We start from the raw sequence: 15,515 nt of genomic DNA, 5'->3' as shown, positions 1-15,515 counted from the left end.
ACCGGTTCATATGGCCGCCTGTCTGAATAGGACCTAATCTAGCCCGGACTGCTCCAAACTCCACTTCCACAGCCGTGCCGCTTCCTCTTCATTCCTCGCCCGCGGCGCCAATTCCTGGATCTTACGCCGGTAATAATATTGCCCGCTTACGCTGCCCAGCTCCGGCGCCGTGGCCAAATAAATGGCGGTGTCCGCACCTTGTTCGGGGGTCAGAAAAACATGGGACAGCAGCTTCAGGACGGAGCGGCCAAATCCCGTCTCCCGGTTTACGCCGATGCTGGTTCCCACCGCTCCCGGATGCAGACAATTTACGGTTACGCTTGTGCCCTGCAGACGGGCTGCCAGTTCACGGGTGAAGAGGATATTGGCCAGTTTGGAGCGTGCGTATGCTTTGCCGGGGTTGAAGCCGCGGGACAGGGTATGATCATCCAGATACAGCTTGCCTATTTTATAGGCACCGGAGGCCACCACGACAATCCGGCCTTGCTCCGCCGCTTTGAGGTTATCCAGCAACAGGTTGGTGAGCAGGAAATGCCCCAGATGATTCACGCCCAAGTCCCGTTCATAACCATCGGCGGTAAGCTCGCGTCTGACGGTAACCACGCCGGCATTGTTCATCAATACATCCAGCACCGGATAGGCGGCTTTGAATTCCTCCGCAAAAGCGCGGATGCTTACAAACGAACCCAAGTCGCAGAGCATCAGATAAATCTGCTCAGAGCCGCTCCGGCGTTTGGCCTCCGCCAGCGCTTCCTCCCCGCGTTGACGGCTCCGGCAGGCCATAATCACCGTCGCTCCTCTACGGGCCATTTCCACTGTGGCCGCCAGTCCCATTCCCGAATTAGCGCCAGTGATCAGGACATATTTTCCTCTCATGGACATCTTCCTTCCTCTGGACAAGTCCAGTTCCCTGACAGCTGCTTATTGGCGGCAGGCGGTGAATAACCCGACCTCCTTGGTAATATGGATAGCGCCTTCCTTCCGGATGAACTCGTTTAACATAAGCTCCAGCTTGGACAAACGGTTGTCCGTCAGGTTCTCCCGGCCCCCGGGGGTAGTCCGGATGTAATCGATAAGGGGCTGCGCATCCGTTACCTGCAGGGCATCCTCATATTGCTTAACCCGGATATCCGTGAAGCCTGCAGCATACAGCTGTGCCTCCCCGTTCTCCAACCCAAACTCGCAGGCGAAATCCTGGCGTCCAAAATCATAGCTCGGATTCACTTGGCTCAAAAAGCCCTTAACCTCTATCATGTGCCGGCTGCCCATGGTGGAGGCCAACAGCATCCCGCCGGGTTTCAGCACACGCCGGATTTCCTTAAGAGCCTGGTGCCGCTCGCTGACATGATAGAGCATATGATTGGCCAGCACCGCATCGAAGCTTGCATCGGGGAACGGGATGGAGCGTGCATCTGCCGGGGAGAAGCAGAATCTGTCAGCAGGAACGCAGGTCCTCAGCCCTTCCTTGGCGTCATGAAGCATACCCTCGGACAAGTCTGTCAAGGTAACATTCCAGCCGTGCGGTATCCGGTCCGCATTCCGCTGCCACAAGGTCCCGTCCCCACAGCCCAGCTCCAGAATCAAACTCTGTTCCGGGATGGCCAATTGATCGAACAGCCAATGATGCCATGTGTGGGGATTTATACTGAAGCCATCGTGGAGGTGGATTCTTGTCTGCAGGTTAAATGCACTTTCATACTCCTGATTCACCACCCGGATAATCGACGCGAACAGCTCCCATCCGGGACTGCTTTCGTCTTCTCCTGCCGGGGGAACGGAGCCCTCAGCCTGATCCAGGCTTTCCAGCAGTGAAAGGGTTTCCTTCACTGTTTTTTGAACCAGGCGGAGATGCTCCATTTTCTGGCCGATAATCGTGCTCTGCACGCGCAGGGATTCCTTCAGGTCCGCCTCATGCCCGTCACGCTGGACGATGCTTCGGATCTCATCAATGGACATGCCGATATACTTCAACGTCATAATCCGCTGCAGACGGGCCAAATCCTGCTTGGTGTAATACCGGTGCCCCGAGCTGGTCCGGTAGCTGGGATTTAATAATCCTACCTTATCATAAAACTGCACCGTGCGTTTGGTTACGCCTGCCTTATCCGCAAATTGCCCCGCGGTCATCCAATCCTCCTGCAGCTGCACCTTCTTTGCCCCCGTTCGCTACTCTCTTTTGCCCGCTGCAGCCAGATGTCCCTGGAATTCATCCGGAAGCTCAGGAACAAATCCGAAATGACAGGCGATAATCTGCACAATCCGCTTCGACGCCAGCCCGTCGCCAAACGGATTCACCGTGTTGGACATGGAATGATAAATATTCTTATCCGTCAAAAGCCGGCTGGTGATCTCATGAATGGCTTCTTCCTCCGTCCCGGCCAGATAAACCGCATGAACGGCAACCGCCTCAGGCCGCTCCGTGGTGTCCCGCATGAGCACAAGGGGCTTATGGAATACAGGCGTCTCCTCCTGAAGACCGCCGGAATCGCTCATCACCAGGAAGGAGCGGGCCAGCAGATTAATCATATCCGAATATTCGATAGGATCCAGCAGATGAATCCGCTCATGACCCCATAACATTCCGAACGCGGCCTCCCGGACGGTTGGGCTTAGATGAACGGGATAGATAATAGACACGTCGGGATGCTCATCGGCAATCCGCCGGATGGCACGGAACATCCGCTGCATGGGAGCCCCGTAGTTTTCCTTCCGGTGAACGGTCACAGTAATGATTCGACCCGGTTGCTTGACCAGTCGGTTCAGGATGTCTTCGTTAAATATATAACTGGTGCAGTTGGTTGCAATTGCGGCATCCACCGCCGTTTGTCCTGTCACATAGATGTCCTTATCATTGTAGCCTTCCTTCAACAGATTGTCTCTGCTAACCGGTGTAGGCGCGAATGAAATATCCGTCACCACGTCTACAATTCTCCGGTTTATCTCCTCCGGCCACGGCGAGTATTTGTTGTGGGAACGCAGTCCCGCCTCTACATGCCCAACAGGTATTTTATGAAAAAAAGCCACCATTCCGCCGCATACCGCCGTTTGGGTGTCGCCGTGAATCAGGATAAAATCCGGACGGTCTTCGGCAATCATCGCATCCAGTCCCGTGATAGCCGCCGAGGTAATGTCGGCAAGGGTCTGGTTCTCCTTCATAATGGCCAAATCCACATCCGGCTGTATATCAAAATGGGACAGTGCCTGATACAGCTGCTCCTGATGCTGCCCGGTCACCACCACCTTGGTTTTAAACCATTCCGTGTGTTTCTTTAATTCCTGAACCACCGGCCCCAGCTTCGTCGCTTCCGGACGGGTGCCGAAAATCACCATAATCTTCTTGCGTTCGGACATCGTACATTTCCCCCTTCGTTTACGGTAAAGCCAGCGTAAGGGATAACGTTACGTCACATGCAAGAGGAAAGTGGAGTCCTCACTCTCCACCATATGCGTTATAATAAATCTAAGTTTTATGTGAAAGGAGAATGGGATGCAAATTCTGGCGATGCTGTCGATGACGTCCGATCATTTTGGGAGAATGTTCCTGCCGCAGGACGCCTTGTGGCAATTCATCGGGCGGTTGGCCTTCCCGATTTATACCTATCTTCTGGTCTTGGGTTACCAACGCACCCGGGATGTGCACCGCTATTTTGGCCGGCTGCTGCTGATCGGTGTGTTGGCCCAGGTGCCCTATATGCTGGCCATTCGGCCCAATCATATCAATGTGCTCGGCACGCTGATCCTTGGATTGTTTGTGCTGTATGCTCTGGACCGGCTGAAATCCCTTCCCCTGAAAATCCTGCTGGTTTCCGTGGTTACTGTAATTTTGGAGGTATTCCCGTTCGATTACGGCTTCTACGGCATTCTGCTGCTGCTGATCTACCGATACACCTCCGGCCATGTGATGGTCATTCTTCATTTTGTTCTGAACATCGTTGCTGTGTTTGCAAATGGACCCGCCTGGATTCTCCAGATGGCAAGCCTCGGCACTACCCTGCTTATCGCGTACGCGCCTGCTTTGGTGCGGTGGGTGGATGGTTTCCGGATTCCCAAGTGGATGTGGCGCAGCTTTTACCCGGCCCATTTTGTCATTTTGCTGTTGATCCGGTATCTGTTTGGTTAAAAAAAAGGGATCTGCTTATGCTGGCGCATAAACAGATCCCTTGTTACTTCCGCTGCTTGCTGCTAAATCAAGCCCGACGCTTGCAGCAGCCGTTTGACAATGACGGCCACCTCGGCGCGGGTGATGTTGCTTTTGGGTGCTGCGGTGTCATTATCCCGGCCGGTCATGATGCCGGTCTTGAGACAGGCTGCCATACTCAGCTTGGCATAATCGGCTGCTTCGCCGGCGTCTGTAAACCCGGCCAGCAGCTGCTCTGCCTCGTTAGCGGTAAGCTCTGCCTTTAAGCCGGTAAGCTTCATGGCTCTGGCCGTCATAACCATGGCCTGCTCCCGGGTAATGGTACTCATCGGTCCGAAGGTGCCGTCCTCATATCCGTCGATTATTCCGTTGGCATACGCAATGGCTACTGCATCGTAATACCAGCTGCCCTTGGCTACGTCCTGGAACACATCCTTGCCGGTGCCCGGCCGCATCAGCCCAAGCCCCTTCACCATCACCGCGGCAAATTCCGCACGGGTAATGTCCCGGTCCGGCTCGAACCGGCCTTCGCCGCTGCCCTCCATAATAAGGCGGGAAGCCATGTCGTTCACGGTATCCTTTGCCCAATGAGCAGTCACATCTGCAAAGGTTTTAGGGCTGTAAATCACCGCATAGGTGCTGTTGGTCAAGCTGTTGATGGTGGCATAATATTTCCCGCCGGTCAGCACAATGGACGTAGGTACATGGGAGAAGGAGCCGTCGGCATTCAGCACAATACCTGTAGTTACCTTGCCCGGAACGGTTCCGTCCGGTAAAACAATGGTTCTTTTCACATAACCGGTGAAGGCAGTAATATCGGCGGTTTTATTGCTGCCAGCGGCGGTAATCTTGAACTCTACCGGCTCTGCGGCAAGCTGATAACCCTGTTGCTGGGCCATGTTCTGTACCTGCTTCACCGTATCCGCCGCAGGTGCTGCAATGGTGATGTGGAGCTTGATGTCCTTCAGCTCCGACTGCGCTCCCAATTGGCGGGCGATGTCTTCCATCTGAATTTGTGCGGCAGGCAGGGTATAGGTAGCCTTCCCTGTTTGGAGTTCCAGGACCGCGGCCTTGGTTCCCATACTCTTCAGCATGTTTCCGGTAAGCTCCACAACAACCTTGTCGGCTGCAGTATCTACCGGAATGGTAATAGTGCCGCCTTGGCCGGCCTGGATCAGCCTTTGCTCCAGCTTGCTTGAGTCAACCGAAATGGTGGTAACCGTTTGGCCGTTTTCCTGAGTGGTCACAGTTGCGCCGACACTGCCAGCCGGAGTGACTGTACCAGGAATGCCACCACCCGTTGAAGGAGACGGTTCCTCTTCCACTGGGGCAATGACAGTCAAATTCACGCTTTTCGTATCGGCTGTGCCGTCGATCCACGCTGTTCCGTCCCAGCTTTGTTTCTGGAAGGTAGCGATTATGTTGTACGTACCTGCAGAAGCGGTGGTGTAACGGGAGGAATACTCCTGCCCGTTTACGGTGAACACTCCTGATTTCCCGCTCTCTGTAGAGCTCCAGGCAGTTGGAATATAGCGTTCTTCCCCAAATACTGTACCCCCGGCATTCTGCCTGTCCCCTGCTGCGGTAATGGTTACAGTTCCGCCTGCGGTTATGCTTGTCGGGGTCACTGTGACCGTATTAAGGTCCACATTGGCCGCCGGTGCCAGAACGACAGTGAGAACCGCGCTCTGTGTACCCGTGGTGGTATCCATCCAAGCCATTCCGTCCCATACCTGCTTCTGGAAGGTGGCGGTGATGGTGAAGCTGCCTGCTTGAGCCGGGACGTAAGCGGCTTGGTATACCTGCTCCGTTACCGTAAATTCTCCCGACTTGCCGGCCTCTGTGGAGCTCCAGACTGCGGGGATATACCGCTCGTCGCCGACTACGGAAGGCGTCAGCCCCTGGTTATATCCCTCTGCTGTGATGATGACAGTCTGCCCAACTACTGTACTGCTTGGGGTGATGTGAAGGCTGTTGCCTTCAGCATTGCCCGGCGCATATACATCCAGAGTCACCGTCTTGGTATCCGTGGCTCCGTTAACCCAGGACGAGCCGTTCCAGTTCATCTTCTGGAACACAGCCGTTACCACATGTGCCCCCGCCTCCGAAGCGGTATAGCTGGAGATGTACGCTCCCTTTTCCCCATCCCATTGGAAGCCGCCGTTTTTGCCGCTCTCTGTGGAGGACCAGGTGGCGGGAACGAATTTCTCATCGCCTGCCACGGAGCCCTCAGAAGATTGTCTATCTCCTGCGGCCGTAATGACCACCATATCCCCTGCCGCTATTCTGCTGCGATCAAGCAAGACGGTATTGTTGGCGGCATCAGCAAGGTGGACACCGGATTTCACAACAGTAATGGTAAACGGCTTCTCCGTATACAGCCCGCATGCATCTGTGCTTCTGACCCGGATGCTGTAGCTGCTTTGGTTATCGTACACCAGAGCTGTTACCGTCTGCAGGGTATTCCCGGAGATGCCGAAGCTTGCGTTGCCGGTATCCCCTTCCCCTGCCGACAGCGAATAGGTGAAGGTGTCTCCTTCATCCGGGTCGGTGGTGGAGAAGGACCCTACAGTGCTTCCCGCCGGTGATTGCTCGGATACGCTGGTTTGAGTCAGGGAAATGTCAGCAGGAGCCTTGTTGATCCCTGTCACTACCACCTGATCGAATGCCGCATCCACAGAGGTGGTTCTGAAGCCGATTTTGCCGGCTGTTAATTCCGTTACGGGATTGGTCCATTCCATGGTCCGTTCCCCATCCACAAAACCCTTAACCGTATTTCCTTGGACAATCACCTTCAGCGTATACCATTGCTTCGCAGCTGTGGTGAACGTTTTGCTGGATACGTTGGTCATAACTCCGTCCACAGATTTGTACAGCTCCAGCTTTTGGGCAGAGGTATTAATCCGGTACATATAAAAATTCTTGTTGTCCAACACCCGGAAGACAAGTCCTGCGTTGGCATTGCTAATCGGTACCCTCACCTTGGCTTCATACACATAATCCGTCCAGGTGTCACCGGCTGTAATCAGGCCCGTGGTATTCGCCTTTTGGACCAAAATCTTCGTGTCATCTGCAGCTACATTCCAGGTGCCGCCATTAGATGTCCAGCCTGTGGAATTGCCATCTTCGAAATCATCGCTGAACAGGACCGCATTAGGATTGGTAACAACGGGTGTTTCATCTGCATCCGTTACATGGATGGTGAAGCTTTTCTCCACATAAAGTCCGCCTGAATCCGTGCTCCTCACCCGGATAGTGTAGCTGTTTTTGGTTTCGTAGTCCGGTTCGGCACGGACAATAAGGGAATTTCCCAACACAGCGATGGAAAAGCTGCTGTTGTCCGTATCTCCCTGTCCCGAAACCAATGCATACGCAAAGGGCTCACTCGCATCCGGGTCGATGGTGGAGAGGGTGCCGACGATGCCTCCCGGAGTGGTATTCTCCGCTACGCTATTATGGGAGAGTACAATATCTGTTGGCGCTTCATTGGTTGCCGTCACAGCGGCATCGTCAAACAAAACCTTGGCTGAGGTGGTGCGGAAGCCAACTCCCCCCGAAGTTAATTCGGTTGTCGGATTCGTCCATTCCGTCTTTAACTCCCCGTCCACATAACCTTTGACCGTATTGCCCTTCACAATCACCTTCACGGTATACCACTGCTTAACAGATGTGAAAGGAACGTCCGTCAGCGCGGTCATCGTACCTTCTACGGACTTGAACAGCTCCAGCTTCTTGCTCTTGGCATTCATTCGGTACATGTAGAAATTCTTGTCATCCTTCACACGGAAGACAAGGCCTGCGTTTTCCTCATTGTTTATAAACGGCAATTTCACCTTGGCTTCATAGGTATAATCCGTCCAGGCCGCACCTGCGTTGGCAGTAATGAGAGCCGTCTGGGTTTTGCTGGTGGACAGAACCTGGTTACCGTCCTCTGCCGTCACTGCCCAGGTGCCTGCGACCGTTGTCCAGCCCACAGTGTCTCCGTCTTCAAAATTATCGCTGAAAATGGCCGGAGTTGTATTGGCAATCACGAGGCCGCTCACATTGTCATTCCGCACAGATGCTTTCATGTCAGCCAGGCTTTTGGCCAGCTTGCCCTTCACAACCACATCCGTAAAGGTGACTCCGTTCACCATGCCGCCTCTTGTGGGATTCCCCTGAATGGGAGAGGTTTCTCCCCCGGTATCACGGACATTAATATTCTTGAACAGGATATTGCTTACATCCCCGGCTGTGCTGGTGGAGACCCGAACCCAATAATTCCCGAATTGGCTAATCCCCACTCGTTCGACATCGATATTCTCGAAGGTAATATCTCTGGCCCAGCCCTCCTCCGGAAGAGGGTTTTCGGTATAGGCATGATCCACAAGCAGCGCCCGGGCGGCTTGATACACATACGAATTCCGGATGGTGACGCCGATCTGCGGGGTACATATGCCCATACCCAGCTTGAAGGCTGCGCAGCGTGTCCAGGCCAAACAGTCATCGAAAATCACATTTTCCAAATGCTCAATTTCTCCCGGCCAATCCTTGGACATGCCCTTCTGCGGCCAGGTTTTGGTGGAGAAGGTATCGTCATCGGAGATGGCAATGGCATGCTTCACCAGTACATTCTGGCTCTCATTGATATCGATAGCATCGTCCTCAAGGGTGTATAAGTCCTGGTAGCCCTTGTAATTGGTGATCTTCACATCATCGGAACGGACGATCAGGAAGGCCCAGAAACCACCGTCCCGCAGGGTCAGCCCGTCAAAAGTGAAATGGCTGGTTGCCATCGGCACCACAAGATTATTGATGAATCCCTGTCCGTTCTTGTGCTGACGCTCCTCCGGCAGCCCCTCCTTCCGTGGCGGGTTCACCATCTTGCGTTTACGCATCTCGATCCCTTTGCCGTCAATGGTGCCCCGTCCCCGCATGGTAATATTCTCGGAGTTGGTTTCCGTACGGATAAAGTAGGTGCCATCCGAAATGCTATCCTTGCGGAAGTCATTCCGGTAATCCTCTCCTCTGCCTGTGCCGACTATGACCGCTCCCCCGGCCAGGTAGAAGGTGACATTGCTTTTGAGGGTCAGATTGCTGGAGGTATACACGCCGGCAGGAATAAATACAATGCCTCCTCCTGCAGCATGGGCATCGTCGATGGCCTGCTGAATGGCATCTGAGGTGATCGTAGCCCCTGTGCTGTCCGCATTGTAGGGCGCGTCGGTCACATTATAGATTCCCGGGCCAGAGGAGGCGGGAATATCCGTTTCCAACGGATCTGCTGCGATAACAAGCCGTTTTCTTTTCTTCTCCGGATCCTTCTCGTCCGGATTCTCATTCGGAGCCTCGTTGATATCCACGATCACATAGGTGGAGGTGGACAGCGTAAAGGTCAGCTTATTGCCGTCCACAGTCCCTTGGATGTTCTTGGCCAGCGGACTGATGGAATACGACGTGATCGGCTTGTCCGCCGTCACTTCAATGGTAACCGTCCCGGCAAAGGAAAATTGCGCGTAGTCATATTCCGGTAGATACTTGACGACGGGCACGGCCTCCTGATCCGCCTTCAAGGAGAAAATGTCGGATGGAGTATAGATGGAAGGCATCGGGTAGTTCTGAATAACCGCCGGTCCACCCGTGGCCTGCGGTGCCAGAGAAGCCGGATCAGCGGAGCCGGTGTATGAAATGGTGTCGGCAGCACTAGCCGCCTGCGGGATAAATCCTGTAAGCGCAACGGCGAGCACCAACAAAAGACTGATTACTTTTCTTGTAAGCATAAAGACCTCCCTATTCATTGTTAATTTCCAGCACAAAAACGTAAGCGGTTACATCCTCCTTTTGTGGAATCATTAACATCTGCATTATAATCATTACTCAAAAAGAAAGGAGTGGGGTAAGCCCACTCTTCAGGGATACAATTGTACTGTTCTCAGGCATCCTGGGCATCCAGATACAAAAAAGGTTGGACGAAAAAACATACGTTTTTCCATCCAACCTTTTTTTAGTTGGGGGCTTTGAGGACAGCCCCCGGTTCCAATGCTGCATTGGTCGGTTTTATCATAGTGGTTGCCCCTCCAAGGATTAAGATTGGTCAGGCAGGTATGCCCCTGCCTCCTTGAGACGGCTTCTTAACACAGACACATCTACAGCGTGTACATCAGCGGCCGCCGTTGTGGCTGTCATAGCAGCGGCCAGACCGGCAGCCTCACCAGTAGCCAGACATACCGGCATCACTCTAACGCTGCCCTGTACCGCTCGTTCACAGGAAATTGAACGGCCAGCGACCAGTACGTTTGCAAGCCCCTTGGGCGTCAGGCAGCCATAGGGTATGCCGTGGGACTCACCTGGTCCGTAACGAAAGCTGCGCTGCTTCTCCACCAGTTTCCCTTCCAGCAGGGCTTTGGCTTCTTCCTCTGTAAAGTGAATGTCGATGTAATAGTTGTTCCGGCATATTTCATCAGGAAAGCTTTGGCGGTTCAGATAATCCTCCAAGGTGAGCATATAGTCGCCCAGGATGCGGCGTGTTTCCCGGATGCCCATCAGTGCTCCAGTCGAGGCGACATAAGAATTGGCAAAAGCCCGGGGATGGTGCTTAGCCAGGGCATCCCGGTATTGCTGGGCCATAGCTCTGCCCCGTATCATCGCCTGGGAGGTGTTCCACGGATCCGTATGATCCACTTCCCAGATATGTCCGGCATTAAAGCCCGTAGCCCGCGGAGCAACCAGATTATTGCACAGGTGGGCATCCGGGATTAACGGATATTCGCCGGATTGGGCAATCTCGTAAATCGGGCTTTGCTTATTCTGGTTATGGAGATTCGGCCCATTCAGATAAGCGTATTCATCAACGTTGCCCAGGATAAAGCAATGTGTGGCCGGCTGCAAGGAGCCTTGGGCATCGCCCTTGCTGTACTCGCCTCCCGCCCAAGCGGCCAAATCCGCATCTCCGGTGCAATCCACATATACCTTGGCCTGGAATGCGGTTAAGCCTGATTTGTTCGTGACAATAATGCCGGTAACCCTACCGTCTTCATCAGTTTCCACCGCGCTCAGCATGGTATGGAACAGGACAGCGGCTCCATAGCCCGTTACCAGCTCATCATAAACCACCTTCAGCTTCTCGGCGTCGATGGGCACCCAATCCACCATTTCCGGCTTCACATGGGGCATCTGGGATTTCAGGGTCTCCATGACACGCTGCCCCATCCCCTGGTAGATAAGCTTCTCCTTATCCGAGAAGGGACACCAGGCGGGAACAAGTCCGGAGGTTCCCATTCCCCCCAGGGCTCCTGTTCCTTCAATGAGCAAGGTTCTTGCTCCCTCCCGGGCAGCCGCGGCAGCTGCCGCACAGCCTGCCGGACCTCCACCCACGACGATGACCTCCCAAGAATCATCCAACGGAATAGACTTTGAAAATGCTGTGAATGGCTTCAACATGATTCCTCCTATCCATTATTATTGTTAGCTCTCCCCCAATTCTACAAGCAGACCGGAGGCTGCCATGTGTAGCGGAGTTGACCGGTTATGCTTCGATTTTTACTGAAAGCAGCGAGTCTGGGGGATGCATCTATTCTGCTGATTAAAGGTGATTTTGCTTTCAAAAAGGGGTAAAGGTTGTTCTTCGTGCCTCTGCATTATAAGCTTTGCTCAAAAAGAAAGGAGTGGGGTGAGCCCACTCTTCAGGGATACAATTATACGGTTATTATCCTCCGGGCATTGATGCCACAACCGGAGCCTGGAGGGAGAGACGCTCTAACGAATCCCAGCCACGCTATTTGTCTGACATTTGCACCAAAATGCCCTTCAAAAAGACGAATAACGTGGCAGAGATTCGTTAGATTTGGAATCGTGGCGTTGTTGGCAAAATAAAGTGTTACAGATTCGTTAGCCATTCGCGGCGGCCCTCTATCCTTTCTTCATTCATTTGACTAATTATTGAATCATGTTAAAATTCAACTTAATAAATTGACCAACCGAAGGGAGAACACAGCAATGAACTGGAGAGAAATTACCACCCTGGAGGAATGGGAAGACATCCTGGCGAAGTCCTCCGAACGCGGACAAGTGATCCTCAAACACAGCACAACCTGTCCGGTCAGCGCCAATGCGCTTCATGAATATGAGGACTATCTGAAGGGAGCCCCAAATCAGGAGGTGGACTTTACCCTGGTCAAGGTTATCGAATCCCGCCCCGTATCCAACAAAATTGCCGAGGATCTGAGTGTAAAGCACGAGTCCCCGCAAATCATTTACGTGAAGGATAAAGCCAAATACTGGACCGCCTCCCACTGGTCTGTTACCAAGGCACATATGGCGGCTGTATTAGATTAATAAAACTGCCAACTCCGGAGCCTGGAGTACCCCGCTTAAGGCTCCGGCAGGCCATGATTACATGGGCTCATCTGCCGCCATCTCGATCACCGCAGCCAATCACATTCCGGTATTCACACCAATGATAAGCACAACCTTTCCTTTCATGGACATCCCTCTCTCTCTTCTAAGAAAAAAAGCCAGCTCTCAGTCATAACTGGGCTGACTTCCTTCGGCATCATAACTACTTCGCGGCGGCTGCCTTCACCTTACCAAGCTCCATAGCCTGAGCCATAAAATCTTCCTTGCTTCCGGGCTGGAATCCATCTGCGCCATACACCGTGTAATCCAGCACCCGAGTGGGCAGCGCATTCTTATCGGAGTAAAACCCGGATTTCCAATGCTTTTTGGAATACCCGCCACCGTCATGGTCCAGATCCTCTACCAGCCTGCCTTTAATCGTTTGTGTCATCCAATAATCGGCCCCGCTAGAACTATACTCCAGCCATTTCTCCCAGTCGAACTTTCCCTGCTCCCAATGAATAACCCGGACACCGTCGAACTCCAGCTCCGGATAGTATTTCTTCACTACCTCGTTCATTTCTTGGGTCATCAGGTAATCGTCCTCCAGCTCCGCTTGGCTGTTGATGGATTTTCTCATTACACCCACAATGACAGGATCCAGATCGGTGAAGGTCATGATCGTTACAGGGCCCACTACCCCCTCTGGCTGGAACTCCAGATAATCATTCAGCACATTGCCCGGTTTATGCTTCTTCAGAATATCAATGAGTTCGATCCGGGCCTTGTACATGGTTTCACTGAATTCGATATTTACTGTGCCATCATCTTGCATTGCCGCCTGCAGAGCGAAGCTGGGGTCCTTCTTATCCACGAAGGTCCCGATCATCTGACCGGTTTTCACCCCGTTCATTCGCCGTTCAGAGGCCCATACCTCCGCCGATACAATTTCCAGATACGGATATTTGCTCTCAATCGCGGAGATCATCTGCGCCTTCTCTGCCTCATAAGTCGGCTTCGGCTTGCCCAAGGAACAGCCGGAGAACAGTAACATCACAGACAGCCCCATCACAGCCATTCTTTTATTCATGTTCCTCTCCTTTGGGGCTGCCCTTCGAATGGAATCATAACCAAACGAAGGAAACACCTGGGGATTTTTATTAAGAATATAAAATAGCGGAGCCTGTCCGTGCAACTTTTTTGAGGGCAAACGGGGATAATCGGTGCTTACCCCTCGGGGGCCATGACCTCATAAACCCGCTTGATGTGATCATTTAAAAGGTCAAACCGGACGAACCGGTCCCATCTTGCATATTCCTTTTGTTCGATCATCATTAACATTGTGGGGACGGCAAAAACCGAAAAATGTCCAACCACCGCTTCCACCTGATTGGCATTGATATGCCCCAATTGGATCTTCGGATAAGACCCTAAGAGCTCTCTTAGCTTGGGCAAAATAGCGTGGCATACCGTGCATTCCGGTCTGGATACGTACAGGAAGCTCATTTGATGCTCTTGCAGAAACGACTCCACCATATCCAGTGAAGATAAGGAATGGACCTCTTTCATACCGCAGCCACCTCTATCTTTCTTCATACATTTGACTAATTATTGAATCATGTTACAACCGAAGGGAGAACACGGCAATGAACTGGAGAGAAATTACCACCCTGGAGGAATGGGAAGACACCTAGCATTTTCCTTCATTTCACGGCTCTTGTCAGGAGAATTTCCTATTTTAATGAAACTATCCTACTCCTCCATACAAGCCAATATAAAAGGAATCAGAACTTTTGGTTTTACCCCAGTTCTACAAATAGGGATTAACCATCTGCTTGGATGGTTAATCCCCTTCTAAGTCTAAGGCAATATAAACCCACCTTCGGCGGTCAACCTTGGGGTGGGTTTTTATTTTCCGGGCTTTCGGCCCAGATGCTCTGTTTTGTTTCGTTTTACGCTGCCTTGGGCTTCGTGTATAGCTTATTCAGGACAACCGTTTGTACTGTAATGAATATACCGCCAACCGCCCAATATAACGGCAGCGCGGCAGGCATCCCAAAAGAGAGCACCCCCATCATGATGGGAGACATAAGCCCGATAAGAGCCATTTGGTTCTTTTGTTCCTGCTGGTACTGGGTTGACAGAGATTGAGACACACGGAACTGCATGTAATATACGGCTGCGGCAATAAGCGGCAAAATCATATCCGTATGCCCCAGGCTAAACCACAGAAAATCATGAGCGGCAATCTCCGGGGTACGCCGGATGGCATAGTAGAATGCAAGGGTGACCGGCCATTGGAGAAGCATGGGCAAACACCCTATGTTTAAAGGATTAAATTGATGCTTCTGGTAAAGCTGCATCATCTCCGTTTGCTCCTGCTTTTTGGCATCCGTACTGGAGTCGTTCTTGTACTTCTCCTTCAGAGCCGTTAACTCCGGCTGGAGGACGGCCATCTTTTCTTTCATGGCCATTTGCTTCTTGGTTTGATTCATCATAAGCGGCAAAATCGCAAGTCTGATGATGAAGGTCATGAGAATAATCGATAATCCGTAGTTCCCCTGAAACACATTAGCGAAGAATGTAATCAGGAGCGAAAATGGATAAATCAAATAGTGATTAAAGACTCCTGGCGAACCAGCATCAATCGGGTTGGTTGTAGATGCAGCCGAACATCCGCTGAGCACCAAAATAGACATAACCCCCACCAACATGACGAACATGGGCCTCGCCCATTTGTGAAGCAACAAATTCTTTTTCACCGTGATCCTCCCTCAATTCAATGTATGAAACATCAAAGTTGGGAAGGACCATGATCCTCTTCATCAGGCGCATCTTTGCGTTGGGCAATCCGTACAATCCACCGTTGAATACGGTTGGGCTGCGACAAGCGGACAGCTACAACCAAGGACGTGTCTGCTGCAGCCATTTCGTGACCCCTGCGTATCTCCTGCAATGAAAGACAGGTGAAGGGAAGGAGCACCATGGAAGAGATAAGAACAATGGAGAATGCCAAGGGAATCAAGTCCAATAATTGCTCCAGCCGGCTCACCTCCGATACGCC

11 protein-coding genes are annotated in these 15,515 nt (G+C 52.4%); 2 read left to right on the top strand and 9 right to left on the bottom strand.

Annotated features, from left to right (window positions below; genetic code table 11):
- Positions 1 to 33: 33 nt before the first annotated feature.
- From ACI1P1_RS07060 to wecB, 3 genes are read right to left on the bottom strand one after another with little or no spacing between them, the layout of a single operon-like run.
- Positions 34 to 876, bottom strand: a complete 843-nt coding sequence (locus tag ACI1P1_RS07060) for an SDR family oxidoreductase (RefSeq protein WP_416215659.1) — start codon at positions 874 to 876, stop codon at positions 34 to 36.
- A 45-nt stretch (positions 877 to 921) separates the two neighbouring features.
- On the bottom strand, positions 922 to 2,148 hold the full coding sequence (locus ACI1P1_RS07055; protein WP_416215658.1) for a MerR family transcriptional regulator: 1,227 nt from the start codon (positions 2,146 to 2,148) through the stop codon (positions 922 to 924).
- Positions 2,149 to 2,166: 18 nt separating this feature from the next.
- A complete protein-coding gene (gene wecB / locus ACI1P1_RS07050; protein WP_416215657.1) occupies positions 2,167 to 3,351 on the bottom strand; it encodes a non-hydrolyzing UDP-N-acetylglucosamine 2-epimerase in 1,185 nt (394 codons plus the stop codon).
- 136 nt (positions 3,352 to 3,487) lie between these two features.
- Here wecB and ACI1P1_RS07045 point away from each other — a divergent pair, with 136 nt between their 5' ends.
- Positions 3,488 to 4,120 (top strand): TraX family protein, encoded by a 633-nt coding sequence (locus ACI1P1_RS07045; protein ID WP_416215656.1) that lies wholly within the window; start codon positions 3,488 to 3,490, stop codon positions 4,118 to 4,120.
- Positions 4,121 to 4,182: 62 nt separating this feature from the next.
- On the opposite strand, the gene ACI1P1_RS07040 is transcribed toward ACI1P1_RS07045, so the two are convergent.
- Together ACI1P1_RS07040 and ACI1P1_RS07035 are read right to left on the bottom strand one after the other, a co-directional pair.
- Positions 4,183 to 9,897: an S-layer homology domain-containing protein gene (locus ACI1P1_RS07040; protein WP_416215655.1), complete on the bottom strand. Its 5,715-nt coding sequence runs from the start codon at positions 9,895 to 9,897 to the stop codon at positions 4,183 to 4,185.
- Between the two features lie 304 nt (positions 9,898 to 10,201).
- Complete coding sequence (locus ACI1P1_RS07035; protein WP_416215654.1) at positions 10,202 to 11,557, bottom strand: FAD-dependent oxidoreductase; 1,356 nt, start codon at positions 11,555 to 11,557, stop codon at positions 10,202 to 10,204.
- A gap of 555 nt (positions 11,558 to 12,112) precedes the next feature.
- Between ACI1P1_RS07035 and ytxJ the strand changes: the two genes are divergently transcribed.
- A complete protein-coding gene (gene ytxJ, locus ACI1P1_RS07030) occupies positions 12,113 to 12,451 on the top strand; it encodes a bacillithiol system redox-active protein YtxJ (RefSeq protein WP_416215653.1) in 339 nt (112 codons plus the stop codon).
- Between the two features lie 223 nt (positions 12,452 to 12,674).
- Here ytxJ and ACI1P1_RS07025 read toward each other — a convergent pair whose 3' ends face one another.
- The 4 genes from ACI1P1_RS07025 to ACI1P1_RS07010 all read right to left on the bottom strand — a co-directional run bounded on the left by ACI1P1_RS07025 (position 12,675) and on the right by ACI1P1_RS07010 (position 15,301).
- Entirely contained in the window at positions 12,675 to 13,541 is an 867-nt protein-coding gene (locus tag ACI1P1_RS07025; RefSeq protein WP_416215652.1) for a hypothetical protein, read from the bottom strand.
- A gap of 137 nt (positions 13,542 to 13,678) precedes the next feature.
- Complete coding sequence (locus ACI1P1_RS07020; protein WP_416215651.1) at positions 13,679 to 14,020, bottom strand: thioredoxin family protein; 342 nt, start codon at positions 14,018 to 14,020, stop codon at positions 13,679 to 13,681.
- 383 nt (positions 14,021 to 14,403) lie between these two features.
- Positions 14,404 to 15,063 carry a membrane protein insertase YidC gene (gene yidC, locus ACI1P1_RS07015; protein WP_416215650.1) on the bottom strand — a complete coding sequence of 220 codons (660 nt, stop codon included), beginning with the start codon at positions 15,061 to 15,063 and terminating at the stop codon, positions 14,404 to 14,406.
- A 31-nt stretch (positions 15,064 to 15,094) separates the two neighbouring features.
- Positions 15,095 to 15,301, bottom strand: a complete 207-nt coding sequence (locus ACI1P1_RS07010; RefSeq protein WP_416215649.1) for a hypothetical protein — start codon at positions 15,299 to 15,301, stop codon at positions 15,095 to 15,097.
- Between the last annotated feature and the right edge of the window lie 214 nt (positions 15,302 to 15,515).

This window comes from Paenibacillus mesotrionivorans (assembly GCF_046098205.1).
Taxonomy (GTDB): Bacteria; Bacillota; Bacilli; order Paenibacillales; family NBRC-103111; genus Paenibacillus_AR; species Paenibacillus_AR mesotrionivorans.
Note: the sequence above shows the minus strand (reverse complement) of the source record. Positions and strands in the feature narration are given on the sequence as shown.

Coding starts and splice junctions, on each gene's coding strand:
- ACI1P1_RS07060 (WP_416215659.1), bottom strand. CDS start 876: ATGAGAGGAAAATATGTCCTGATCACTGGCGCTAATTCGGGAATGGGA.
- wecB (WP_416215657.1), bottom strand. CDS start 3,351: ATGTCCGAACGCAAGAAGATTATGGTGATTTTCGGCACCCGTCCGGAA.
- ACI1P1_RS07045 (WP_416215656.1), top strand. CDS start 3,488: ATGCAAATTCTGGCGATGCTGTCGATGACGTCCGATCATTTTGGGAGA.
- ACI1P1_RS07040 (WP_416215655.1), bottom strand. CDS start 9,897: ATGCTTACAAGAAAAGTAATCAGTCTTTTGTTGGTGCTCGCCGTTGCG.
- ACI1P1_RS07035 (WP_416215654.1), bottom strand. CDS start 11,557: ATGTTGAAGCCATTCACAGCATTTTCAAAGTCTATTCCGTTGGATGAT.
- ytxJ (WP_416215653.1), top strand. CDS start 12,113: ATGAACTGGAGAGAAATTACCACCCTGGAGGAATGGGAAGACATCCTG.
- ACI1P1_RS07025 (WP_416215652.1), bottom strand. CDS start 13,541: ATGAATAAAAGAATGGCTGTGATGGGGCTGTCTGTGATGTTACTGTTC.
- ACI1P1_RS07020 (WP_416215651.1), bottom strand. CDS start 14,020: ATGAAAGAGGTCCATTCCTTATCTTCACTGGATATGGTGGAGTCGTTT.